The 22,101-nt window shown below is 42.2% G+C and carries 18 protein-coding genes; 10 read left to right on the top strand and 8 right to left on the bottom strand.

All coding sequences use genetic code 11. The features are described from left to right. Positions 1-3 precede the first annotated feature (3 nt). Positions 4-1,818, top strand: a complete 1,815-nt coding sequence (locus tag BMW98_RS10795; protein ID WP_090258597.1) for a tetratricopeptide repeat protein — start codon at positions 4-6, stop codon at positions 1,816-1,818. Here the strand turns inward: BMW98_RS10795 and BMW98_RS10790 are convergent, their stop codons facing one another. Together BMW98_RS10790 and trpF are read right to left on the bottom strand one after the other, a co-directional pair. Further along, positions 1,819-2,316, bottom strand: a complete 498-nt coding sequence (locus BMW98_RS10790) for a SixA phosphatase family protein (protein ID WP_090258596.1) — start codon at positions 2,314-2,316, stop codon at positions 1,819-1,821. It abuts the gene before it with no gap. A gap of 72 nt (positions 2,317-2,388) precedes the next feature. Next, a complete protein-coding gene (gene trpF, locus BMW98_RS10785) occupies positions 2,389-2,985 on the bottom strand; it encodes a phosphoribosylanthranilate isomerase (RefSeq protein ID WP_090258595.1) in 597 nt (198 codons plus the stop codon). Between the two features lie 238 nt (positions 2,986-3,223). On the opposite strand from trpF, the gene BMW98_RS10780 reads away from it, so the two are divergent. From BMW98_RS10780 to rpe, 3 genes are read left to right on the top strand one after another with little or no spacing between them, the layout of a single operon-like run. After that, a complete protein-coding gene (locus BMW98_RS10780; protein ID WP_139177502.1) occupies positions 3,224-3,952 on the top strand; it encodes a hypothetical protein in 729 nt (242 codons plus the stop codon). Further along, positions 3,933-5,549, top strand: coding sequence for a S8/S53 family peptidase (locus BMW98_RS10775; protein ID WP_090258593.1), 1,617 nt, complete (start codon positions 3,933-3,935; stop codon positions 5,547-5,549). The genes BMW98_RS10780 and BMW98_RS10775 overlap by 20 nt, the downstream gene beginning before the upstream one ends. Before the next feature lie 13 nt (positions 5,550-5,562). Further along, positions 5,563-6,222: a ribulose-phosphate 3-epimerase gene (gene rpe / locus BMW98_RS10770; protein WP_090258592.1), complete on the top strand. Its 660-nt coding sequence runs from the start codon at positions 5,563-5,565 to the stop codon at positions 6,220-6,222. Between the two features lie 26 nt (positions 6,223-6,248). Here the strand turns inward: rpe and BMW98_RS10765 are convergent, their stop codons facing one another. Beyond that, complete coding sequence (locus BMW98_RS10765) at positions 6,249-6,650, bottom strand: acyl-CoA thioesterase (protein WP_090258591.1); 402 nt, start codon at positions 6,648-6,650, stop codon at positions 6,249-6,251. Between the two features lie 465 nt (positions 6,651-7,115). Here BMW98_RS10765 and BMW98_RS10760 point away from each other — a divergent pair, with 465 nt between their 5' ends. Then, positions 7,116-11,900, top strand: a complete 4,785-nt coding sequence (locus tag BMW98_RS10760; protein ID WP_090258590.1) for an excinuclease ABC subunit UvrA — start codon at positions 7,116-7,118, stop codon at positions 11,898-11,900. A gap of 33 nt (positions 11,901-11,933) precedes the next feature. Here BMW98_RS10760 and greB read toward each other — a convergent pair whose 3' ends face one another. After that, the gene (greB, locus tag BMW98_RS10755) at positions 11,934-12,407 is read right to left on the bottom strand and encodes a transcription elongation factor GreB (protein WP_090258589.1); all 474 of its coding nucleotides are present in this window, start codon (positions 12,405-12,407) and stop codon (positions 11,934-11,936) included. 296 nt (positions 12,408-12,703) lie between these two features. On the opposite strand from greB, the gene BMW98_RS10750 reads away from it, so the two are divergent. After that, on the top strand, positions 12,704-13,033 hold the full coding sequence (locus BMW98_RS10750) for a PadR family transcriptional regulator (protein ID WP_090258588.1): 330 nt from the start codon (positions 12,704-12,706) through the stop codon (positions 13,031-13,033). Further along, positions 13,034-15,757 carry an ABC transporter permease gene (locus BMW98_RS10745; RefSeq protein WP_090258587.1) on the top strand — a complete coding sequence of 908 codons (2,724 nt, stop codon included), beginning with the start codon at positions 13,034-13,036 and terminating at the stop codon, positions 15,755-15,757. Between the two features lie 474 nt (positions 15,758-16,231). Here the strand turns inward: BMW98_RS10745 and BMW98_RS10740 are convergent, their stop codons facing one another. After that, entirely contained in the window at positions 16,232-16,669 is a 438-nt protein-coding gene (locus tag BMW98_RS10740; protein ID WP_090258586.1) for a GNAT family N-acetyltransferase, read from the bottom strand. 78 nt (positions 16,670-16,747) lie between these two features. On the opposite strand from BMW98_RS10740, the gene BMW98_RS10735 reads away from it, so the two are divergent. After that, positions 16,748-17,266, top strand: a complete 519-nt coding sequence (locus BMW98_RS10735) for a hypothetical protein (protein ID WP_121505269.1) — start codon at positions 16,748-16,750, stop codon at positions 17,264-17,266. Between the two features lie 3 nt (positions 17,267-17,269). On the opposite strand, the gene BMW98_RS10730 is transcribed toward BMW98_RS10735, so the two are convergent. Together BMW98_RS10730 and BMW98_RS10725 are read right to left on the bottom strand one after the other, a co-directional pair. Continuing rightward, the gene (locus tag BMW98_RS10730; protein ID WP_090258584.1) at positions 17,270-17,641 is read right to left on the bottom strand and encodes a DUF3703 domain-containing protein; all 372 of its coding nucleotides are present in this window, start codon (positions 17,639-17,641) and stop codon (positions 17,270-17,272) included. A 107-nt stretch (positions 17,642-17,748) separates the two neighbouring features. Further along, complete coding sequence (locus tag BMW98_RS10725; protein ID WP_090258583.1) at positions 17,749-18,567, bottom strand: ThuA domain-containing protein; 819 nt, start codon at positions 18,565-18,567, stop codon at positions 17,749-17,751. A 259-nt stretch (positions 18,568-18,826) separates the two neighbouring features. On the opposite strand from BMW98_RS10725, the gene BMW98_RS10720 reads away from it, so the two are divergent. Further along, entirely contained in the window at positions 18,827-20,548 is a 1,722-nt protein-coding gene (locus BMW98_RS10720) for a GMC family oxidoreductase (protein WP_090259440.1), read from the top strand. Positions 20,549-20,550: 2 nt separating this feature from the next. Further along, positions 20,551-21,258, top strand: coding sequence for a gluconate 2-dehydrogenase subunit 3 family protein (locus tag BMW98_RS10715; RefSeq protein WP_090258582.1), 708 nt, complete (start codon positions 20,551-20,553; stop codon positions 21,256-21,258). Positions 21,259-21,334: 76 nt separating this feature from the next. Here the strand turns inward: BMW98_RS10715 and BMW98_RS10710 are convergent, their stop codons facing one another. Further along, the gene (locus BMW98_RS10710) at positions 21,335-22,033 is read right to left on the bottom strand and encodes an HAD family hydrolase (RefSeq protein ID WP_090259439.1); all 699 of its coding nucleotides are present in this window, start codon (positions 22,031-22,033) and stop codon (positions 21,335-21,337) included. Positions 22,034-22,101: the final 68 nt, after the last annotated feature.

Here is a 22,101-nt window from a genome sequence, read left to right as displayed (position 1 = left end):
CACATGAGAAAAACACACTTCATTTCAACATTATTGTTGCTCTTATGCTTGACTACTTCGGCCCAAATTTCGAGTAAAAATTTAATAAAGAAGTATTCAAAGACTTTGGAGGGCTATGATTATGATTTGGCCGACCAGCAGTCAGTTTTCATGGAAGGACAAATGGAAATTGGACAGTTGAAGGATATCCCTGTTAGGGTCTGGATGCAGAATAATTTTATGAAGCTTGAAATGGAGTTTTTGGGAACCAAGCTTACTAGAATATCTAATGACACGCTTGAGTGGCAATTTGATCCATTTTCTAACAAATACAACTTTGAGCCAGCTAGTGACCAAAGTAATAACCTAAACTTTGTTGATAATAAGCAAAATGATGTTTTGCATTTACTGGATAGTGGATGGGAACCTTCCGATGTTAAGGAGCTTGTTCTTTTTGACACCTTGGATGTTTATGAATTAGTCTTGACTAATGATGTTGAGGGAACCGAAGAATCTAAAACATTCTACTTTGATCAAAACACATATTATGTAATTGGAACTGTAAAGGAGGGTGCAGAAGAGTATTATTTTGATTACAAGCTTTCGAATGAAATGCTTTTGCCTCATCGCTTTATTTATCAAAACGCCACAAATGACCTTACTACGTTTAATGTTAGCAAGTTTGACTTTTCTTTAAACATGACTCCCGAGGAATTTGAAATGAGCGAGCAAACAAAGAAGGCATACGCAGAATTTATTCTGAAGCAGAAAGAAAAGAGTCCTGCACTAATTGCCTATGAGGAAGGAGTTGAAGCGTTTGATAATCAGGAGTATGATCGGGCAATTGAGCGTTTTGATGAGGCAAATAGATTAGCGCCTAATGATATTACGGTACTTTCAAAGCGGGGTGCAGCCAAGCGTCAGCATGGAGATCAATACGGTGCTATATCAGACTTTAATCGTGTTATTGAACTAAGGGATACTATTAAGCCAGTTGACTATAATAACTTGGGTTTATCAAAGTACTACTTGAACGATAATGAAGGAGCCAAGTCTGATTATTTGAAAGCGATTGAATTAGATTCAACAGATGCTACTATTCTAAGGAATATGGCTTTGTTACAATTTAGATTTCAAGATTATGATAAGGTGGTAGATTATTATTCAAAATCATTTCAATACGATAGTACTAATGCCATAGGCTTCTATTACCGAGGGGTTGCTAACGCAGAATTAGGTAATTATGAATTGGCTGTTGATGATTATAGTCAGGCACAAATGTTAAACCTGAATGAGGCACCGGTATATAATTACAAAGGGGTTGCTCTGTATTACTTAGAAAGATACGATTCTGCTATTGTGAATTTTGAGAGAGCAATGGCTATGGATAGCAGTAATGTCCAGTATAGTACCAATTATGCTAATGCTCTTACAGAAGTGAACAATTATGCGGATGCCATTGAAGTTTATGAAACAATAGTTTTACAAGACTCGACTCAACACAGTGCTTGGGCAGATATGGCCATTTCTAAGTTTGAAATTTCAATGACCGAACAAGCCATTCATGATATTTCTGTAGCCATAAAGCTCGTTCCTAATGCTGCACTTTATTATGACCATAGAGCAAGAATGAAAGAGGCCATAGGTGATTATTTGGGAGCTGTCGAGGATTTTACTTCTTCCTTAGATTTAGAACAAGATTCGAACATTTACTACGAAAGAGGGCTAGCTAAAATTAACCTGAGCAATAAATTCGATGCTTGCAAGGATTTTAAGAAGGCAGCAGAAATGGGGGATGAAAACGGCAAGTCTGCTTTAGAAGAGCATTGTAAACTCTAATCAGTAACTCAACACATTAACAGTTCCTTTACCGATATCAGAAACGGTTACGATAAAGATTTTGTCGTATTCGTCTTCCTTCAGCCATCCGAATTTCTCTACCCCAAGTAGAAAGTTAGCAACTATTGGTGTGGTGTTGGAGTGGCCAGAAACTAAAACGGTTTTGCCTTTGTGTGCTTTCAATACATCAACCACCAAGTCCATGTTACTTGGGTCGTAAGGTTGAACTTTTAAGCCTAAACTTGTAGCAATAGGCGCCACCGTTTGTTCCGTGCGCTTGTAAGGAGTAGAATAAATGGCCGCAATTTCTGTAGACGCTAATACTGTTTTCAGCTTTTCGGCCCTGGCTTTACCTATCTCTGATAGGTTCGGGTTTCTGGCATCATCAGTTCCTTTTTCGGCATGGCGAACAAGGATAAAAGTGGTTAGCTCTTCTTGTGCTAAAGTGGTTGAAGCAAAGGAGAAACAAAGGGCGGCAAGTAGAAGTATTCTTTTCATAACTCAATGTAGCAATTTTAAGCATGCATCGAATTATTCCAAACCATTCGAAAATATCGCAATAACCAACAGCTAGGCTAGGTCGTCAATTTCCAAGGCCTCTAAAATATCGGCTAATGCATCAAAGTCTTTGTAGCCAGGACGAATCTCATCACCACCTTTCATTGCAATACCAAAGAGGTTAAGCGAATCTATTTTACCTTCTACATCTTCATCGGTAAAGCCACCGGCCAGCACAATAGGAGTGGACAAGGCGGCAGTAGCAATAGCATCCAACTCGGTTTTAGAAGAATCGAACAAAACGTATTTAAGTTTTTCACCTGAAGCAGACCAGGCTTTTTCAGCAGTGTCCAAATCATCCGTTGCAAAAATCACTTCCTTACCGGTCGTAAGGGCAGTGTCCACTTGTGCCAAGTCTTCCACTTGAATGGCATGTACATCGTAGTCGGCCAAAAGTGCCAAAATATCGCTATTGGTACTTGTGATTTCACCAACAAACTCAACACCTGAAAGCCATTCTGAAAGTTCTTTATAGTCCTGAGGGCTAGTGTAGTTAGGGTGAGAAGATTCAATATTAAATCCAATATGATTCACCTCCATGCCTGCGCAGTAACGTGCATCACTCAAATTGTTCACTCCACTAACTTTTACAAATGTCTTCAGTGCCATACTTTTAATTTTTATTCGAATTGGCGCAAAGGTAATTGATTAAACCACTATGGACTAAAACTACTCTGGTTTTTGAGGAGAATTAAAGGGAAAGTTGTTAGCCTTAGTTCAATCTTTAATAAAAAAGGTTTTTACGGGTAATGCTAGGGGAAAGGCCACTAATGGTGTCTAATTAAGGAGTTTTGAATATTCCATAATTCAGGAGTATAACATACGTTATTACTATTATTTTTGCAGCATGACGAGATACTTGGTCTTAAGCTTAATGATTTGTACTGCACTAGCACTTTGGTCGTGTGGGGAAGACGTTGCGGCAGAAAAGCCGACCGACCCTGATCAAGGGAAGACTTATTTCTACCTAAAAGAAGGGCAATACCGCATATACAATGTGTACGAAATAAAGTACGAGGCGGTAGATATGAGCGATACTTTAGAGTATCAGATTCGCGAAGAAGTAGGCGAGCCTTTTAATAATAACGGGAGTACCTCGCATACAATCAGGCGCTACAGCAGGTTGAACAGCCAAGAGAGTTGGGAGCTAGATTCAATTTGGTCTGCCAGAGTAGAAGAGGATATTGCAGTTTCTGTAGAAAACAATGTGCCTTTTGTAAAGCTGGTATTTCCGGCAATTGAAGGACGTGAATGGGACCGTAATATTTTCAACGTTCAGCCAGAGACAGACACTAAAATCTTATCATTCGATGAGCCATATACCGTAGGTTTGAATACTTTTTTGCATGCAATGGAGGTTGAAATAAGCAACTTGGACGATATCATAGTATCTAAAGATGTGCGCTACGAGGTTTATGCAGATAGTATAGGTTTAGTGAAAAAAGAGTATAATCAACTACTTTACTGTAGTACTGCTGGCCAATGCGAGATTGGAGCCGGAATTATTCAATCCGGTAAGTACTATAGAGAAACACTGATAGAGAGTGGTAATATTTATGATGTGGAAGAAGACTAGTATCGTCCTGATGCTCCTTTTCCTGTGCTTTGGTCTTAATGGTCAGCATAGGTTTATGGTTTTCTTTGCAGATAAAACAAACACACCTTACAGCATTAACACGCCTGAAGCTTTCCTTTCGGAACGTGCTATTCAACGCAGGTCAAAACAAGGGATTAGCATTACGAACACCGATTTGCCGGTAGATCCGAACTATGTAGCTGGCGTGGCATCCTTAGATGCGGAAACTTATTTTACCACCAAATGGATGAACGGATTGCTGATTCAGGCCGATTCATCTGTTTTGCCTTTAATAGAGGCACTGCCTTATGTTACCAAAGTTGAGCTAGTAGCACCGAATACACTACTTAGCAAATCGGCCGATGAAACACCGAGTCAATCTGAAACGGTTTCAACGGCAGCAAGTAGCAACATCACTGCTTCTCAGCTCGAAATGCTAGGTATAAACCGAATGCATCAAGATGGATTTAGGGGGGAAGGAATCTTGATTGGAGTGTTTGACTCGGGCTTTGAAAACTATCGTCAGATAGATGAATTCGCTCATTTAGTGGCCGATAATAGAGTTCTCTATACCAGAGATTTTACTACAAACGCATTTCAAGTAGAAAACAGTCAAACGCACGGAACACGGGTGTTATCGGCAATTGCTGGTAATTCTGAAACCTATATCGGTTCTGCGCCTAATGCTAACTACATTCTTTCGGTTACTGAGGCTCCGCAAGAGTACAGAATAGAAGAGTACAACTGGGTGTTTGCAGCAGAAATGGCTGACAGTGCGGGTGTTGATATCATTCAAACCTCCTTGGGCTATACTGAGTTTGATGATGAAACCATGGACTACAGCCCAAGTGATATGGACGGTGAAACTGCGGTAATTTCAAAGGCGGCTCAGCTGGCTGCCGATAAAGGCATTTTACTAATAACATCAGCAGGAAACTTGGGTAATACGGCCTGGCAAATCATTTCTGCTCCGGCCGATGTAGCCGATGTAATTGCAGTTGGCGGTATTAATCAAGCTGGTTTCAAGGCGAACACTTCGAGTATTGGACCTTCGGCAGATAACAGAATTAAACCCGAGGTGGTGGCTTTGGGTGTTTCTACGGCTCTAGTCGCTAGTAATGGTGCATACGTTTATCAAAACGGAACTTCTTTTGCCGCACCAATTGTCAGCGGCTTTGCTGCTGGTTTATGGCAGGCCTATCCCGAGCTAACTGCAGCTGAGTTACGAACACTTATTAGAAACTCCGCAAATATTAGCGATGAACCCAATAATTTGTTTGGTTATGGCGTGCCCAGCTATACCGAAGCAAAGGAGTTGATGAAACCACTAAACCTAAAAACGGGTGAGATTCGGGTTTTTCCTAACCCTGTTTCCGGTCAAGACTTTGTTACCATAGCCTTGGACGATGAGTTTGCAGGAGCCTTAGAATTGGCAGTTGCCAATGTGCGGGGAGAAACCATACAACAACTGGATTTCGGTAACGGAATAGCGAATAATAGACTTGAGATCAATTTGGAAGGAATGCCATCTGGTCTTTACTTTATTCGCATTAACTCAAATGGACGACAAGTCACCAAAAAGTTGATGATTAATTGATTTATATTTGAACATGAGTGCACCCATTATAGCCCCTTCGATTTTAGCAGCAGATTTTGCCAACCTTCAGCGCGACATTGAGATGCTGAATGAAAGCCAAGCCGATTGGATCCATGTAGATGTAATGGATGGCGTGTTTGTGCCCAATATTTCCTTTGGACAGCCAGTGGTAGAAGCGGTGTACAAGCATGCGAAAAAACCTCTTGATGTTCATTTGATGATTCAAGACCCAGACCGCTACCTTGCAGCTTTTCGCGATGCTGGAGCAGCAAATATATCTGTACATTATGAGGCTTGTAATCACTTGCACAGAACCCTACAGGCCATAAAAGCACTTGATTGTAAGGCTGGCGTGGCTGTAAACCCACATACTAATGTGCAGCTACTGGAAGATACCATTAAAGATATCGATCTGGTAATTATAATGAGTGTAAACCCAGGTTTTGGTGGGCAGTCTTTTATAGAAAACACCTATAAAAAAGTTCGCCAACTAAAGGAGATCATTGTGGAGAATGAAGCCTCGACATTAATAGAAATTGATGGTGGTGTAAATGCACACAACGCACCAGCCCTTCTAGAAGCCGGTGCCGATGTATTGGTAGCTGGTAGCTTTGTTTTTAAATCTGTTGACTCTGTTGGTACAATTGCTGAGTTGAAGGGGATAAACCTTTAAGTACTCGTGTAATTACGATACTTAACCTAAGTAATAGCCTCCAACCATTCTTTTGTGGCAGAAATGATCTTTCTATTCTTAGTATCGAATAGTCCGAATTTCATTACCACTTCCGAACAAACATTTCCATCTGCATCGGTCATCCATTGTTTAATGGTACCGACTTTAGCGTTGTATTCGGTTGTTTGAGAATGAATGGTGATTTCTTGGCGAAGGCGGAGCTCTCTCATAAACTTTAAGTTAGCTTCCAGAATTATTGGGCCTTGTTGTTTTTCTCTTACCGTACTCAGTCCGTAGCCATTGTCGGTAATTAACTGCCAACGAGCTTCCTCATAAAGCTGTAGATAAGTGGCGTTATTCACATGTCCGAAAGTATCTAGATGATGCTCTTTGATGGTTAATTTGTAGGTGAAGGTTCTATTTTCCATAACAGGGTAAACCTAGTGAATAGATAAATGATTCCTGCTTTGAGCCATTAAATACTCTCTCTTACTAGTACTAGTCTAAGTGTCTCGCTAAGACTTTTGTGTTTGAATACAATCGGTTCGATTTTACTTGTTGGTGACAATGGTCAATTTGTAGGTGAAGGTTCTATTTTCCATAATAGGGTAAACCTAATGAATAGGCAAATGATTCCTGCTTTGATCCATTAAATACTCTTGCTAGTCTAAGCGCCTAGTACTAGTCTAATCGTCTCGCCTGCCTGTTGGCAGACAGGCTAAGACTTCTATGTTTGAATACAATCGGTTTTACTTTGCTTGTTGGTGACAACAGTAATTAGGGCATAGGGCACAGGTCTAAGCGAGACGCTTAGACCAGATGAGACAACACCAATAAGGGCAGAAGACGAAGTGAGGTTTAGCATTCCATAGGGCTTTTACTAATTTCACGGAATGCAAGAATATTCGCAGCCTGCCATTCTTATTAAAGGAGCTAAAGCTAACAACCTAAAAGATGTTTCGCTTAAAATTCCCCACAATCAACTGATTGTCGTGACGGGTATTTCTGGTTCTGGAAAATCGAGTTTGGTCTTCGATATTATAGCTCAAGAAGGCCAGCGTAGGTACTTCGAAACCTTGCCTTCCTTCGCCCGCAAATTTATGGGTAAACTCAATCGCCCAGAGGTAGATGAAATCGAAGGGCTTTCTCCAGTAATTGCCATCGGTCAGCGCACAAGCGGTGCTCATGCAAGGTCTACCGTAGGAACTCTTACCGATATTCACGATCTACTCCGATTACTATTTGCTAGAACAGGAGAGACCGAGCGGAATGTTAAGCCTACTCGCTCGCTGTTCTCATTCAATTCTTCTATCGGCAAGTGCCAGCGTTGCCAAGGTATTGGCCAAGAAGAGCAAATTGATGTCAACAAGCTGGTCGCCTTTCCTCAGAAAACCATTAGAGAAGGCGCACTGGCCACCACTTTGCCCAATGGCTACATTACATATTCTCAGGTTACTATTGATGTACTCAACCAAGTTTGTGAGGCCGAGGGTTTTAGTGTTGATGTTCCTTGGAACGAACTCACCGATGCTCAACGCCATGTGATTCTTCATGGTAGTGACAAGATAAAAGTGCCTTTCGGTAAACATACTTTAGAATCGCGTTTACGGTGGACAGGCATGAAGGCAAAACCCAGGGAAGAAGGCTATTACAAAGGCATTCTTACCATCATGTCGGATATCCTGAAGCGCGATAGGAATCCGAACATTCTCCGATTTGTGAGCGCAGTTACTTGTCCTGAATGCCATGGGGCAAGACTCAATCAAGATGCGCTGAGTGTTCGGGTGCAAGACAAAAACATTGCTGAAGTCAGCCGTTTTGAATTGAATGAACTCAATGCTTGGATAGAAGCAAACAAGTGGAACGAAGTCGCTTCCGAGATAGTAGAAAAAATAAAAGCTCAAACCGATTTACTGGCCGATTTAGGTTTGGGGCACCTTACTTTAGATCGGTCTTCGGCTTCGCTCAGAGCGAGTGAAATTCAACGAATTCGCGTGGCCAATCAGATTTTGGTGCCGCTTAGCGATGTGCTTTACGTGTTCGATGAACCTTCAATTGGCTTGCATTGGCACGAAAAGCAAAGAATGATTTTTCACTTCAAAGAGCTGGTGCGGAAGGGCAATACGGTAATTGTGGTAGAGCATGATTTGGCCACCATTAAAAGTGCAGATCACATTATAGAAATAGGTCCTAAAGCGGGAGTGAATGGGGGAGAACTCATCTTTAATGGAGCTTTGTCAGATTTTTTGCAACAAAAAGATTTGGCAGCAACGAGTCCTACTTTTAGAGCTTTACAAACTACAGCTGAAGCGTTTTCTACATCAAAATTAATCGAAAAGGGAGCCGCGATAGAACTCATTGGCTGTTTTGAACGAAACCTCAAAAATATTGATGTTAGCTTTCATCTTGGGCAACTCAATGTAGTCAGTGGCCGATCGGGTGCAGGCAAGTCGAGCTTGGTGAAAGGTACATTGCTCAAGGTGGTAGAGCAGCAATTAGGTGTTTCGGTAGATGGGAAAGTGAAAGTTGCCGAACATCGAAACCTAGAAGCCATCAATAAACTGATTTTTATCGATCATTCACCCATCGGAAAAACGCCAAGAAGCAATCCTGCTACTTATTTGGGCTTGTCAGATTATATCCGCGATATTTTTGCCCAGTTGCCAGAGTCGAAAGAGAAGAAATTTACCAAGTCTCGATTTTCGTTCAACAATAAAGGTGGACGCTGTGAGACTTGTCAAGGGGCGGGGAAAACCCAAATTGGGATGCACTTTTTGGGTAATGTGGAGTTGGTTTGCGGAACCTGTAATGGTGATCGGTTTAACCAAGAAACGCTAGAGGTGAAGTACAAAGGCTTATCCATAGCCGATGTGTATCGATTGTCGGTGATTAACGCAGTGGCGTTCTTTGCAGAAGACAAAAAAGTACTTGCAGGACTTCTCCTGTTGGAAGAAATGGGCTTGGGTTACCTCACTTTAGGTCAGTCTTCAACCACCTTGTCTGGTGGTGAAGCCCAGCGAATTAAAATCGCCAATCAACTACAGAAAAAAGATACGGGCGATACCCTTTATGTTGTTGTAGAACCGAGCATTGGTCTCCACCACGATAACATCCATTCGCTCTTGCGTTTGTTCGATCGCATCAAGCAAAAGGGAAACACCATTGTGTGTATTGAACAGAACGAAACGGTGATTGCCCACAGCGATTGGCACATTGAGTTAGGGCCAGAAAGTGGTCAAAAAGGTGGAACTATTCTTTACCAAGGAGTACCACAACAAAACAGAGAAAGGATAGATGATCAAGAGAGTCAAGCGTCAGTCAAAAAACTTTCAGCGAACGAAATTATACTGGAAGGGGTAACAACTCACGGTCTTAAAAATGTAGATGTTCGGGTTCCTAAAAACAAGCTAACGGTAGTAACGGGTCTTTCTGGAAGTGGAAAATCATCGTTGGTTTACGACACGCTTTTTGCAGAGTCGAATGCGCGATTTACCGAATCGCTTTCTACGTATCACAGAAGCTTTTTGCAGCAAAACAGCCAAGCAGAAATAAAGTCGTTCAGTGGTTTGGGTCCTGCCATTGGCATTAACCGAAGAGGTGGTAGCCCATCTAAACGGTCTACGGTAGGAACACAATCTACCATTCACGATGCTTTTCGTTTGCTGTACTCTCGAATTGCTCAACATCAGGGAGAAGTATTCACAGCACAGCATTTCTCTTTCAATCATTATTTGGGAGCTTGCCCAGCTTGCGAAGGCATGGGAATTCAACTCAAATCCGATCCTGAAGCAATTATCGTGAACCCAAGAGAATCGATTTTTGAAGGAGCGGTTTCAACCAACAAAGCCATTGCGTATTATGCCGATGTAAATGGTCAGTTTATGGCTACGTTGAAAGAAGTAGCACACCAAAATTCGTGGAATTTAGAGCAACCGTGGAACGATCTCGACTCAGAAATTCAAGAATCCATTCTTTATGGAACGGGCGACCGAATTTGGGAGGCTACTTGGCATTATAAGACCAAAACGGGCGAGGGGAAGCAAGAAATAAAAGCACCATGGAAGGGCTTCTGCCGATATGTTGACGAAGAATACCAACGCAGATTGCACAACAAAAAGTTGAGCGATTTTGAGAGTTTAATGCATGAAGTGACTTGCACTACTTGCCATGGTAGCCGACTGAAACCTGAGTTGTTAAAGCCCACTTTCTTGGGCAAAAACATCCACGAACTTTCATCACTGAGCATCAGTGAATGTTTCGCTTTATTGGAAGAAACTCCAGGATCCACTGATTCGACTGTTTTAGCAATTGCACAGGTGGTGTTGCCATCGGTGAAAGCATCGCTGCAAACCATGATCGATTTAGGCCTGGGTTACCTAAACCTCGATAGAGCGGTGAGCACCCTTTCGGGTGGGGAACGTCAGCGAGTAACCTTAGCGGGTCAGCTTTCTAAGCATCTTTTCGGAGTGATTTATGTGTTAGACGAACCAACTATTGGATTGGATGAAGAGCAAGTGCTCGTGCTTTCAAAAGCGTTGAAAAAACTGGTAGCCAATGGCAATACAGTGGTGGTGGTAGAGCATGATCCTACTTTTATATCTCAAGCCGATTACTTGATAGAGATGGGACCAGAAGCGGGAAGAAAAGGTGGCGAGCTTATCTATCAAGGAAGCGTTGAAGGTGTAAGCCAAGTGCAAGATTCGGTGACCGCTCGACTTTTAAAGACGCATGAAAAAAGCGCAAAGAAACAACAGAATTCAGCAAGGGGAGCTTTTGGAGTAAAAGGTGCTTTTGCGCACAACCTAAAGCAGATTGATGTGGACTTTTTCGCTGGCCAAATCACTGCAATAACAGGCGTATCGGGAAGCGGGAAATCGAGTTTGGTAAAAGAGGTACTTTATCGTTCTTGGGAAAAGGGAAAAGCAATTAATTGTTCGTCAGTATTTGGTTTAGAGCAGTTTTCAGAGGTTTTGATGATTACTCAAGAAGCCTTGACTGCCAACAGACTAACTACTCCTGTTTCGTATTCAGGAATCTTAGATCAGCTAAAGGCTATTTATGCCAAAACCGAATCGGCCAAAGCGGGTGGGTGGAAACGAGCTGACTTTTCTTACCAGAGTAAGCGAGGTAAGTGCCCAACCTGCGGAGGATACGGAATGCTCAAAACCACCATGGATTTTATGAGCGATATCTGGCTTACCTGCGATACGTGCCAAGGTATGCGCTACAGTCAGGAGATTTTAGAAGTCGCCTATCAAGGTAAGTCGATTGGTGAGGTTTTACAGCTAACAGTGCAAGAAGCTGTTGACTTTTTCCAGAGCAGTACCCTTGTAGATAGCCTGAATATTTTGAAGAATGTGGGCTTAGGGCATGTGATTTTGGGGCAGTCGGGAAACACCTTGTCGGGAGGTGAATCGCAAAGATTGAAATTGGCTCACTCGATGATTACTGCCAAAGGCAAAAAAGTAGAGAAGGGCACCACGCTTTACCTATTTGATGAACCTAGCACAGGTTTGCACTATTTCGATATTCTCCAGCTGAATGAGGTGTTTCAGTCGCTGATAGATCAGGGCGATACCATCATTTTCATCGAGCATAATAAAACCATGATTTCCTCTGCCGATAGAGTGATTATGCTAGGCCCAGCTAGCGGTGAACAAGGAGGAGAGTTGGTGTGAAGAGACTGGTTGTGTTGACTAGATCAAAAACGCCTACTTCGTATATTCTATCTTATGGATTTTCCAAGTGAATGTAGCGGCAGGAGTCGTTACTTCTACTTCATCGCCTACTTGCTTTTTTAGCAGGGCTTTGGCAATGGGAGAGTCAATGGAGATGTGGTCTTTATTGCCAATCAGTTCTTCGTAACCGACAATCCTCAGTCGCTTTTTGAGCCCAAGGTTGTTCTCAATTTCTATCCAGGCCCCAAACATTACTTTACCCTCTTGGTGTGGATGATATTGGATTACCTGAAAATCATCGATACACTTGCGCAGATACAAAATGCGCTTGTCAATCTCTCTTAGTCGTCTTTTATTATAATGATAATCGGCATTTTCTGATCTATCTCCCAAGCTTGCCGCCCATGAAACCTTTCGGGTAACTTCAGGCCTGTCTTCTTTCCATAGGTAGTTCAGTTCTTCCTTCAACTTTTCTAATCCCTCCGGAGTGATCATTGGAGTTCTCATAATCAATCAATTATTAATGCCTTTGTAATAAATGGCTGCAAATATAATTGTTCATGTTTAGTCTTGGCGACTGCGTTCGTCTTTTGTTGGATGATGAGAGTAAGTGGTGTGCTTACTTTGAGCTGAACCCCGTTTCCCTTTAACTGATATACTGATAACTAATTTCTAACTCCCTAATACTTGAATAGGCAGGTGTTTTTCTCCATCTAACTGATGGTTGGATATGTCAATCAATCGCAACCCTTGCTAAATAATTTATTATTTATAATTTTGTATAACATACATTTTTATAACTAATGAAAAACAAGGGTTTAGGTGAGTTCGAAGAATTGGTTTTACTAGCCGTTTGCATTCTGAAAGGAGAGGCCTATGGCATTAATGTAAAAAAGGAGGTGGAGAAGCATTCGGGGCGTTCGGTACTGCTAGGTGCAGTGCATATTACACTTTACCGACTTCAGGACAAAGGTTTGCTCACCTCTGAAATGGGAGGCAACACCGAGAAAAGAGGAGATAGACGCAAGCGACTTTTTGAGATTACTACAGAAGGAATGAAACAGCTTGAGGCGGCTCAAGATGTGCGTCAGAAAATGTGGTCGCTAATTCCACAGCTAAACTCGGGTCAGTAAATGTTTAGCAAAAAGGGTCATAAACCACCTAGATTGGCCGATTGGCTGGTTTCAAATCTAATAGGTGATGAATACCTCGAAGAGTTTTTCGGGGATCTACAAGAAATTTATGAAGACAGGTTGGCGAGCAAAAGTCGCGCTTATGCCTGGTGCATGTATTGGGTCGATGCGCTGCACTTGCTCTTCGGATTTACATCATTCAAACTTTTCAAAACTCAAAACAACACTATTATGCTCAAATCAATGTTCATTATTGCCTGGCGCAACGCTATCAGGCAAAAGCAATTTACCGTATTAAACCTGCTGGGGCTCACTATCGGCATTAGCATTTCCCTTACCATTGGGCTTTATGTTTACAACGAAAGCAACTTTGATGAATTTCTGACCGAGAAGGACAGGATTTACCGTGTCAATCAACCCGATATTTGGAATGAGTGGACAGAAATGAGTTCCACTACGGGGCCAAATGTAGCTACTGCGCTGCGCGCGGAAATTGCTGAATTCGAAGAGGTGACGCGTATACTCGTAATGGGAAATCAGTTCACAAGGTATTCAGCGGAATCAACTAAGGCTAAGACATTTAAAGAACTGCGCTTTCACCTTGCTGAAGAGAACTTTTTCAAAGTGTTTGACTACGAGTTTTTACAGGGAAATCCAGCCACAGCTTTGGCTGCACCAATGAATCTCGTAGTAACCGAGACTACTGCGAAAAGGTACTTTGGTACTACTGACGCCTTAGGGAAATCAATTGAAGTGAAAGACTGGGATGGCAGCTGGAAAACCTATGTGGTAACAGCAGTTTTAGCCGATTTGCCAAGCCAAAGCCACCTCCAATTCGATATGCTGGCCTCTTTAACAAGTAATCAGGAGCAAATGGATTATCATAGCTGGAAGTGGATATGGACAGCTTTTTCAACATATGTACTTGTAAATGAAGGTGCTGACATTGATGCGTTAACGGACAAGCTCCAGACCATTCCACCTAAATACGCGCCACCAACTACCGAACGCATTTTCAATCAAAGCTATGAGGAATTCACGGCAGGCAATCCATGGAAACTCGAACTACAGCCGGTAACCGATATTTACTTGGGTGTATCGCCAAGTCAAAACGCTTTTGGTCCGGTGGGCAATGCTCAGGTTGTGCAGATATTTGCGGCTATAGGCGTTGTGATCTTATTGCTGTCCTGCATCAACTTTATTAATCTTTCTACTGCTCGCTCGGCCAATCGTGCCAAAGAGGTTGGGGTAAGAAAGGTGCTAGGCTCACAGCGCGGTACATTGGTACGACAGTTTGTGTTTGAGTCAGTGCTGTTTGTGGCTATAGGCACGCTGCTGGCCTTGGTAGTTGTAAATAGTGCACTCAATTGGTTCAACATAGTGGCCGAGCGGGAGCTCAGTTTAATACCATGGCTAAGCCAGCCTAGCTTTTTGCTAATACTGTTACTTTTTGTATTAGGCTTAGGAATACTTTCGGGCGGTTATCCGGCATTTTATCTGTCATCCTTTAAGCCAATTGCTGTAATAAAAGGCCAATTGAGTAAAGGCAACAAGGGTAAAAGCTTCCGTAATGCTTTGGTAGTTTTTCAGTTCACCATATCAATTTGCCTTATTATTTGCTCGCTTTTTGTGCAAAAGCAACTGCGCTACGCATCGACTATCGACTTGGGTTTGACCGAAGAGAACCTGCTGCAAATACACAATATTGAACAGTTTGGCTTTAATTCTGAACCCATAAAAACAGCATTGAGTGGCTTGGCCGCGGTTTCAGAGATTGGTAAGTCCTTTGGCATTCCTCCCAATGTTGGTTCTGGCGACCGTTATCGCTCAACAGAACCAAATGCACCTGTGCTTCAACTAAGCAATTTGCGAGTAGACGAAGACTATTTAGATGTCATTGATGTGTCGTTTCTTTCGGGTAGAAATTTTGACATTGAACGGCCTGCTGATAAGTATCGTGTGATTCTCAACGAAGAGGCGATAAAACTCTTGGGTTGGAATGCGGAAGATGCCATAGGCAGGTCCATCGCTGTAGCCTCCGGAAATGAGGATGAATTTAAAGTGATCGGGGTAGTTAAGGACTTTAATTTTCAAAGTACAAAAACAGGTATACTGCCGCTGATCCTTTTACATCATGGCAATGATAGGGTGTGGGATTATGGTGCTGGTTTGTCTTACTATACCTTGCGCCTAAAGCCTAGTGCTGTGCAAACATCAGACAATTTAAGGGTTTTAATTAACGATTCTGAAGCGATACTTAAGGGTATTGACCAATCTATTCCTTTTGAATTCAGTTTTATGGATCAACAGTTTGAAGACTCCTTTCGCAATGAGCAAAGAATGGGGGCAGTGCTGAATTTCTTTACGCTAATGGCCATGGTAATTGCTTGTCTTGGTTTGTTCGGTTTGGCTGCTTATTCGGCAGAGCAACGTACCAAAGAGTTGAGTATTCGCAAGGTATTAGGTGCTAAGACCAGCCAGCTGACTTTACTATTTAGTACAGGCTTTATTAAGTTGGTCGGCTTGTCAATTTTGGTTTCGGTGCCATTAGCTTATTGGTTGGTAAATATTTGGTTAGAAGGCTTTGCCTACAGAACACCTATCCAAGTTGGTGTATTTGCATTAGCAGCACTTATCAGTTTGTTAATAGCCATATTTACCACGGGTTACCAATCCCTTTATGTGGCCAGTAAAAATCCGGTGGATACTTTGAAGAGTGAATAGAGGGTTGGCTGGTTCACTTTGAGCTAAAAGACTGCTAAGGAACCCATTAATGACCAGAGATCTATCGACCAAATAACCAACCTCCTGGCAGACCTCTCCACTACGGTCGAGGTAAAAAGGAGAGTGTTTAAGTCTTCCCCCTTGGGGGAAGGTTTGGATGGGGGCTTTGCTGCAAGGCCGGTGGAGATTCTTCGGTCGTGCCTCCCTCTGAATGATTTCATATGATGGTTTTTTGTACTGGCCGTTACTATGAACCGTGAACTCAAAGACCGTTTTCCGATCAACTGATATACTGATAACTAATCACCCAACAACCTAGTCAGGTGCAAACCCTGTTGAGATTCTTCGGTCGTACCTCCCTCTGAGTGACGCGTTATAGTCGGTTTTGCGGTGGCCGATACCATGAACTATGAACCATAAACTCAAAAACTGTTTTCTGATCAACTGATATACCGATAACTAATAACCAGTTCCCTAAAAAACCAGATCACAAATCCATTCGGTATCTTCTATGGTGGCGCCACGGCTTTTGTAGAACTCTTGGGCTTTTGTGTTCCAGTGGGAAACGAGCCATTTCATTTTAATACAGTTGGTTTGCTTTCCAATATCCATTACTGCATCGAACATTAGGTTCCCGATGTGCTGGCCACGGTAAGCAGGCTGTACATACAAGTCGTCTAGGTAAATTACCTTGCCCGACCATGAGTGATAGGCATAGTAATAGGTCGAAAAACCTATAATGGTGTTGCCATCAACCGCAACCAAGCATTTAAAAATGTCCATATCGGCCTTCATCTGCTCGGGAGTGATCTTTACTTTCTCTGGAGTTTTCTGAAAGATGGAGAATTCTTGAATTAGTTCGAAAATGCGATCTATATCGGTAATTGCTGCAGGACGAAGTTGGATGCTCATGCTGTTAAATTATCTGGTTCAAGGAAGAGTTATGAATAAATTCGATTAGAATTACATTGATACACAAAGCTAATAATAATGAAGAGTACACTAGCATGCCTTTTCTTGGTTACAATTATGGTTTATTTTAAATCAGAAGAGAAAATACTTGGTGACCATAAAGCTGGCTATGTCCAAATTGGAATGCAAGCCGATGAGCTTTATGGTTATTATGAACACAACTCATTAGAACTATTCGATCAGTTTTTGGAGGCCACATTTTCTCCTGCTTTTAACATAAAAAATGAGCACGGAATGGTAGAATTAGTGGCAGAACTAAACTGCAATACTATTTGGAGGATAAAAGTGGTTTCTCCTGATTATAAAACTAAAGAAGGTGTACATATTGGAAGTACATTAGGAGAGCTTAAAGAATATTTTTCGTTTGAAGAAGTGTTAAGAGGGGAAGGCAATATTGTGGTTTACAGTAAGGAAAAGGATTTATCATTTCTACTAGATGTTTATCAAATGGAGGAGTTGGGTGTAGATTTAAATGGGAGAATTGAGCTTGCTGATATTCCGAATGAAGTTAGAGTAGCGGCAATATTAGTTTTGTAATTATTATTTAATCCCCGCCTTTCTAAATATTTCCATGATCTCAGAGTCTATGGGAAGCGGCTTAAGTGGCGGTACATTTGCTCCACCAGTATTGCCTACCGGAATTTTACCTACATAGGATTTTACACCGCCAACCAGCAGTCTGGGGATTTGGCCAAGCACTTCTTTCCAGCTTTTAATGCTTATGCCGAATTGTAGCATTTTCCAATGTACATAAGTGTGCGGCCAGGGGTAAGCTTGACCAATTACATGTGCTCTTTCTAGGTGATTCCAAGCCGACTGCAAGTCTTTCTGAGCATAACTGTTTTGATATGCAATCAACTCTACTTGATAGTAAGGTTTGAGCTTTTGCGGAAGTGTGGTGTTGAATTTCATATGGTGTCATTACGTATATCTGAACTCGCCAGTTTTGGTGTCCTCACCAAAACATATGTTGGAGATATTAAGGTCACATAGATATGTAAGCGTTATTCTTTACCGAGCTACAGTCCATAAACCGGATTTACCCAGTTTTCGGTAGCTTCATGTTTACTGGCGCTTGCCCAGTGTATGCCGCGTTTTATTATGGTTAGGGCAGCAGGCGTATCTGCCAAATGCTGCAAGCTGTGGCCTAAGGCACTATAAAATACACGCCCTTTGCCGTAAGTTTTCTTCCAAGCGACCGGCATTACACAGCCATCTATCCAACTATCAGCGTTGCCATTAAATTTGGTGGTAGCCAGCACTTTTACATTTGGGTCTATATGCATATAGTATTGCTCACTTTTGATTTTGAAATCATTCAGGCCGTCAGTTACTGCATCGGTGTGTTGGCTTATTTGCACCGAGTAATCCAGTATGCCACCTGGGTGCGCAACCCACTGGCCACCAGTCATATATTGGTACTCAGGGTTATTTCGAAAAGAATCGCACATACCGCCATGCCAACCGGCCATTCCTGTGCCTGCTTTTATGGCCGCTAAAAGGCCTTGTTCTTGTTCTGCAGTTATAGAAGACATGGTAATGCACTGAATCACCAGATCGATTTCCTTCATAAAGTCAGCATCAGCGTAAGGTTCAAGGTTGCTCGAGCTAACCACAGTAGCATCTTCACTTTCCAACCAAGGCACCATGTAGTCTTTAAATTTATCGGGTTCGTGTCCGGGCCAACCACCATAAGTAAATAGTATTTTTCGTCCTTTAAGCGAGGGGAGTGGTAGCGCTTTGCTTGAGTTATATCTGTTTAAATAGACTGGTTTTCCCAGTAATGCACTGGCTGCAAATAATGCTGCTTTGCCTATAAACGTTCTTCTCGAATTCATGGTGAATGGCTTAATACTGAACAAAGCGAGAATTTATACTTTTCCTTCTGGACAAAAAATATTTCGATGGATTAGAAATTTGAATCAGTTCTAAATACCAATTGATTGAACGACTGGTCAAATAAAGCTTTCGGATTTAAAGAGAAACTCTCTATCTTTTGAGGTCAACAAAAATCAAGGCAAGTGCCCATGTTTGTAGGTGGGTTCTTTTTTTGGTGAAAAAACAAATTACAACCGTAGATTAACTACCTCATTTTTTATGCAAATTATTGAATCAGCTAAAACCTTTGACGTAGCCATTGTGGGCTCAGGGGCTGGTGGCGGTATGGCCACTAAAATCCTTTCAGAGGCTGGTTTCGATGTGGCGGTGTTAGAAGCCGGTCCACATTTCGATCCACAAAAGGAAGAAGACAGAAACCAGTTGCGCTGGCCTTGGGAGTCTCCTAGGCGCGGTGCAAGCTCAAACAGGCGTTCTTTTGGCGACTTTGACGCAGCCTATGGAGGGTGGAACATTGAAGGAGAACCTTACACAACAGAACCAGGAACGCGCTTTGCTTGGTTCCGTTCGAGAATGCTCGGTGGTAGAACAAACCACTGGGGAAGAATTTCACTTCGTTTTGGACCATTAGACTTTAAAAGAAAAAGTGTTGATGGCCTTGGCGACAACTGGCCAATTGGCTATGAAGATGTAAAACCTTACTACGATAAAGTGGATAAACTTATCGGGGTTTTCGGAACCAAAGAAAACATACCGAATGAGCCTGATGGTTTCTTCTTGCCACCACCAAAGCCAAGATTGCACGAGCTTTACTATGTAAAAGCAGCAAGAAAGTCGGGTATTCCGGTAATTCCTTCTCGTCTTTCTATTCTTACCAAAAGAATAAACAACCAACGTGGTAGCTGTTTCTATTGTGGTCAGTGTAACAGAGCATGTTCTGCTTATGCAGATTTCTCAGCAGGAACTTGTTTGATTTTCCCTGCTCAGCGCGGTGGCGGAAAAGTACAGCTATTTACCAACGCAATGGTACGCGAAGTAACTACCGATAAAAACGGTAAGGCTACTGGCGTTAACTATATTAATAAAGAAGATCGCAAAGAGTATCACTTAAAAGCGAAGGTAGTTGTAATGGCTGCTTCGGCTTGTTCTACTGCGCGAATTCTATTGAACTCTAAGAGTTCTGTTCACCAAGATGGATTGGGTAATAGCAGTGGACTTGTAGGCCGCTATTTGCACGATTCTACAGGTGCTAGCCGTTCGGTATTCATTCCTCAATTGATGGATCGTAAGATTTACAATGAAGATGGAACTGGTGGAATGCACGTTTACACACCATGGTGGTTGAACGATAAAAAACTAGACTTCCCGCGTGGTTACCACATTGAGGTTTGGGGTGGAATGGGCATGCCAAGCTACGGCTTTGGTTTTAACCCGAACGACCTCAACAAGGTGACTGGTGGTACAATAGGCGGCTATGGTGATTCACTGAGACAAGACGTGAAGAAATACTATGGTGCCGTAATGGGTATCTCTGGCCGTGGTGAATCTGTACCACAGCGAGACAACTTCTGTGAGATTGATAACAATACTGTAGATGAGTGGGGAATTCCTGTGTTGAAGTTCAACTATAAATGGACTGAGCACGAGGTAAGACAGGCCAAGCACATGCAGGATACTTTTGAGCAAGTTCTTGAGGCTACAGGCGGAATATTGTTAGGAGATAAGCCAGGTGCCGATAGAGACTATGGCTTGACTGCTCCGGGAGAGATCATTCACGAAGTAGGTACTACAAGAATGGGTAACGATAAGCGAGACTCTGTAACCAACAAATACAACCAGTTGCACGATTGTGAGAACGTATTTGTAATGGATGCAGGACCATTTGTATCGCAAGCCGATAAGAACCCTACATGGACTATTCTTGCACTGGCTTGGAGAGCTTCTGATTATTTAGTGGAACAAGTAAAACAAAGAAATATTTAATCATGGATAGACGCGATTCATTAAAATCATTACTTGTTGGTTCTGTTGCCGGTGGTATGTTGGTAACGGGCTGTGCGCCTGAAACCAAAACACCTCATGTGGCACCTGAGATTCAGGATTTGCCTGGTTACGGTAGAAACGAAAAAGAAAAAGCACACGACCGTGAAGTACTTGCGGAAGAGTTTTTGACCGAATATGAGCTAGAAACTATTGCCGTATTAGTTGACCTGATCTTGCCAGCAAATGCTGAGTTTGGTTCGGCTTCTGATGCTGGTGTGGTAGACTTTATTGAGTTTATAGTGAAGGATATGCCAAACAATCAGCTACCGATTAGAGGTGGTTTGGCTTGGTTGGATATTCACTCTAACAAGCTCCACAATAAGGTTTTTAAAGACCTGAGTGTTGAAGAGCAAAAGGCTATTTGTGATAGCATTGCTTTTCCAGGTAAAACGGCTCCTGAGTTAATTCATGGAGAGAAATTCTTCACCAGAATGCGTAACCTAACCATGACGGGCTACTTTACTTCAGAAATGGGCATTAAAGACCTAGGCTATAAGGGAAATACTCCTGGTGTTTGGGATGGAATTCCTGAAGATGTTTTGGCAGAGCACGATGTGGATTACGATCCGGAGTGGATTGCCAAATGCGTAGACCAGAGCAAGCGCATGGATATTGCCGAATGGGATGAAGATGGAAATCTTTTGACTTAAGAATAAACTAAATTAATAAAAAAGCCTTCTTGCGTTGCAGGAAGGCTTTTTTGTTTGGGTTCGGTGTCAGTAAAGTTTAAACCAACAACGGCACCAACTCTTTTATCTCATCAATCTTGATGTAGTGATTGTCGAGCAGGGATTCATCTACTATATTTTCGTGCATCCAAGTGTCATGAAAAGGCACATGCACGGCCAAAGCTCCTAGCTCGCAAACTGGCAATACATCAGAACGAAGTGAATTGCCTACCATTAAGAATTCATCGCAGTGTACATTGTTGCGCTTGAGCACATCGGCATATGCTTCAATGGTTTTTTCGCTCAGAATTTCTACCACATCAAAATATTCTGCAAGACCCGATCTGGCAATTTTGTTTTCCTGATCGAACAAGTCGCCTTTGGTAATCACCATCAATTTGTAGTTTTCTTTAAGGTCTTTCAGGGTTTCTTCAACTCCGGGCAGAATTTCTACTGGGTGCCGAAGCATTTCTTTCCCCAGTTTAATAATGGACTCAATGTCCATTCCACTGATCTTATAATTGGTGAGCTGTAGGGCCGATTCAATCATGGAAAGCATAAAACCCTTAATGCCATAACCGAAAAGTTTGAGGTTATTTCTTTCGGTTTCGTAAAGCTCTTGCTCCAATGAATCGGTGATCTCGAAGTAGTGGCTAAGAATTTCTTCGTACTGAACTCTTGTGCGTGTGAAGAGGGGCTCATTGACCCATAGCGTATCGTCCGCATCGAAGGCGATGATTTTAACAGTGTTCTTCATACCCATAGGATTTAGTGGCTAAGGCGAAGTTACGGCTTATTTATTCAAATTGGGAGTGTCTGAGCACT

This window comes from Roseivirga pacifica (genome assembly GCF_900111145.1).
Classification (GTDB): Bacteria; Bacteroidota; Bacteroidia; order Cytophagales; family Cyclobacteriaceae; genus Roseivirga; species Roseivirga pacifica.
The sequence above is the reverse complement of the archived record's forward strand: the minus strand, read 5'-3'. Positions and strand labels throughout refer to the sequence as shown.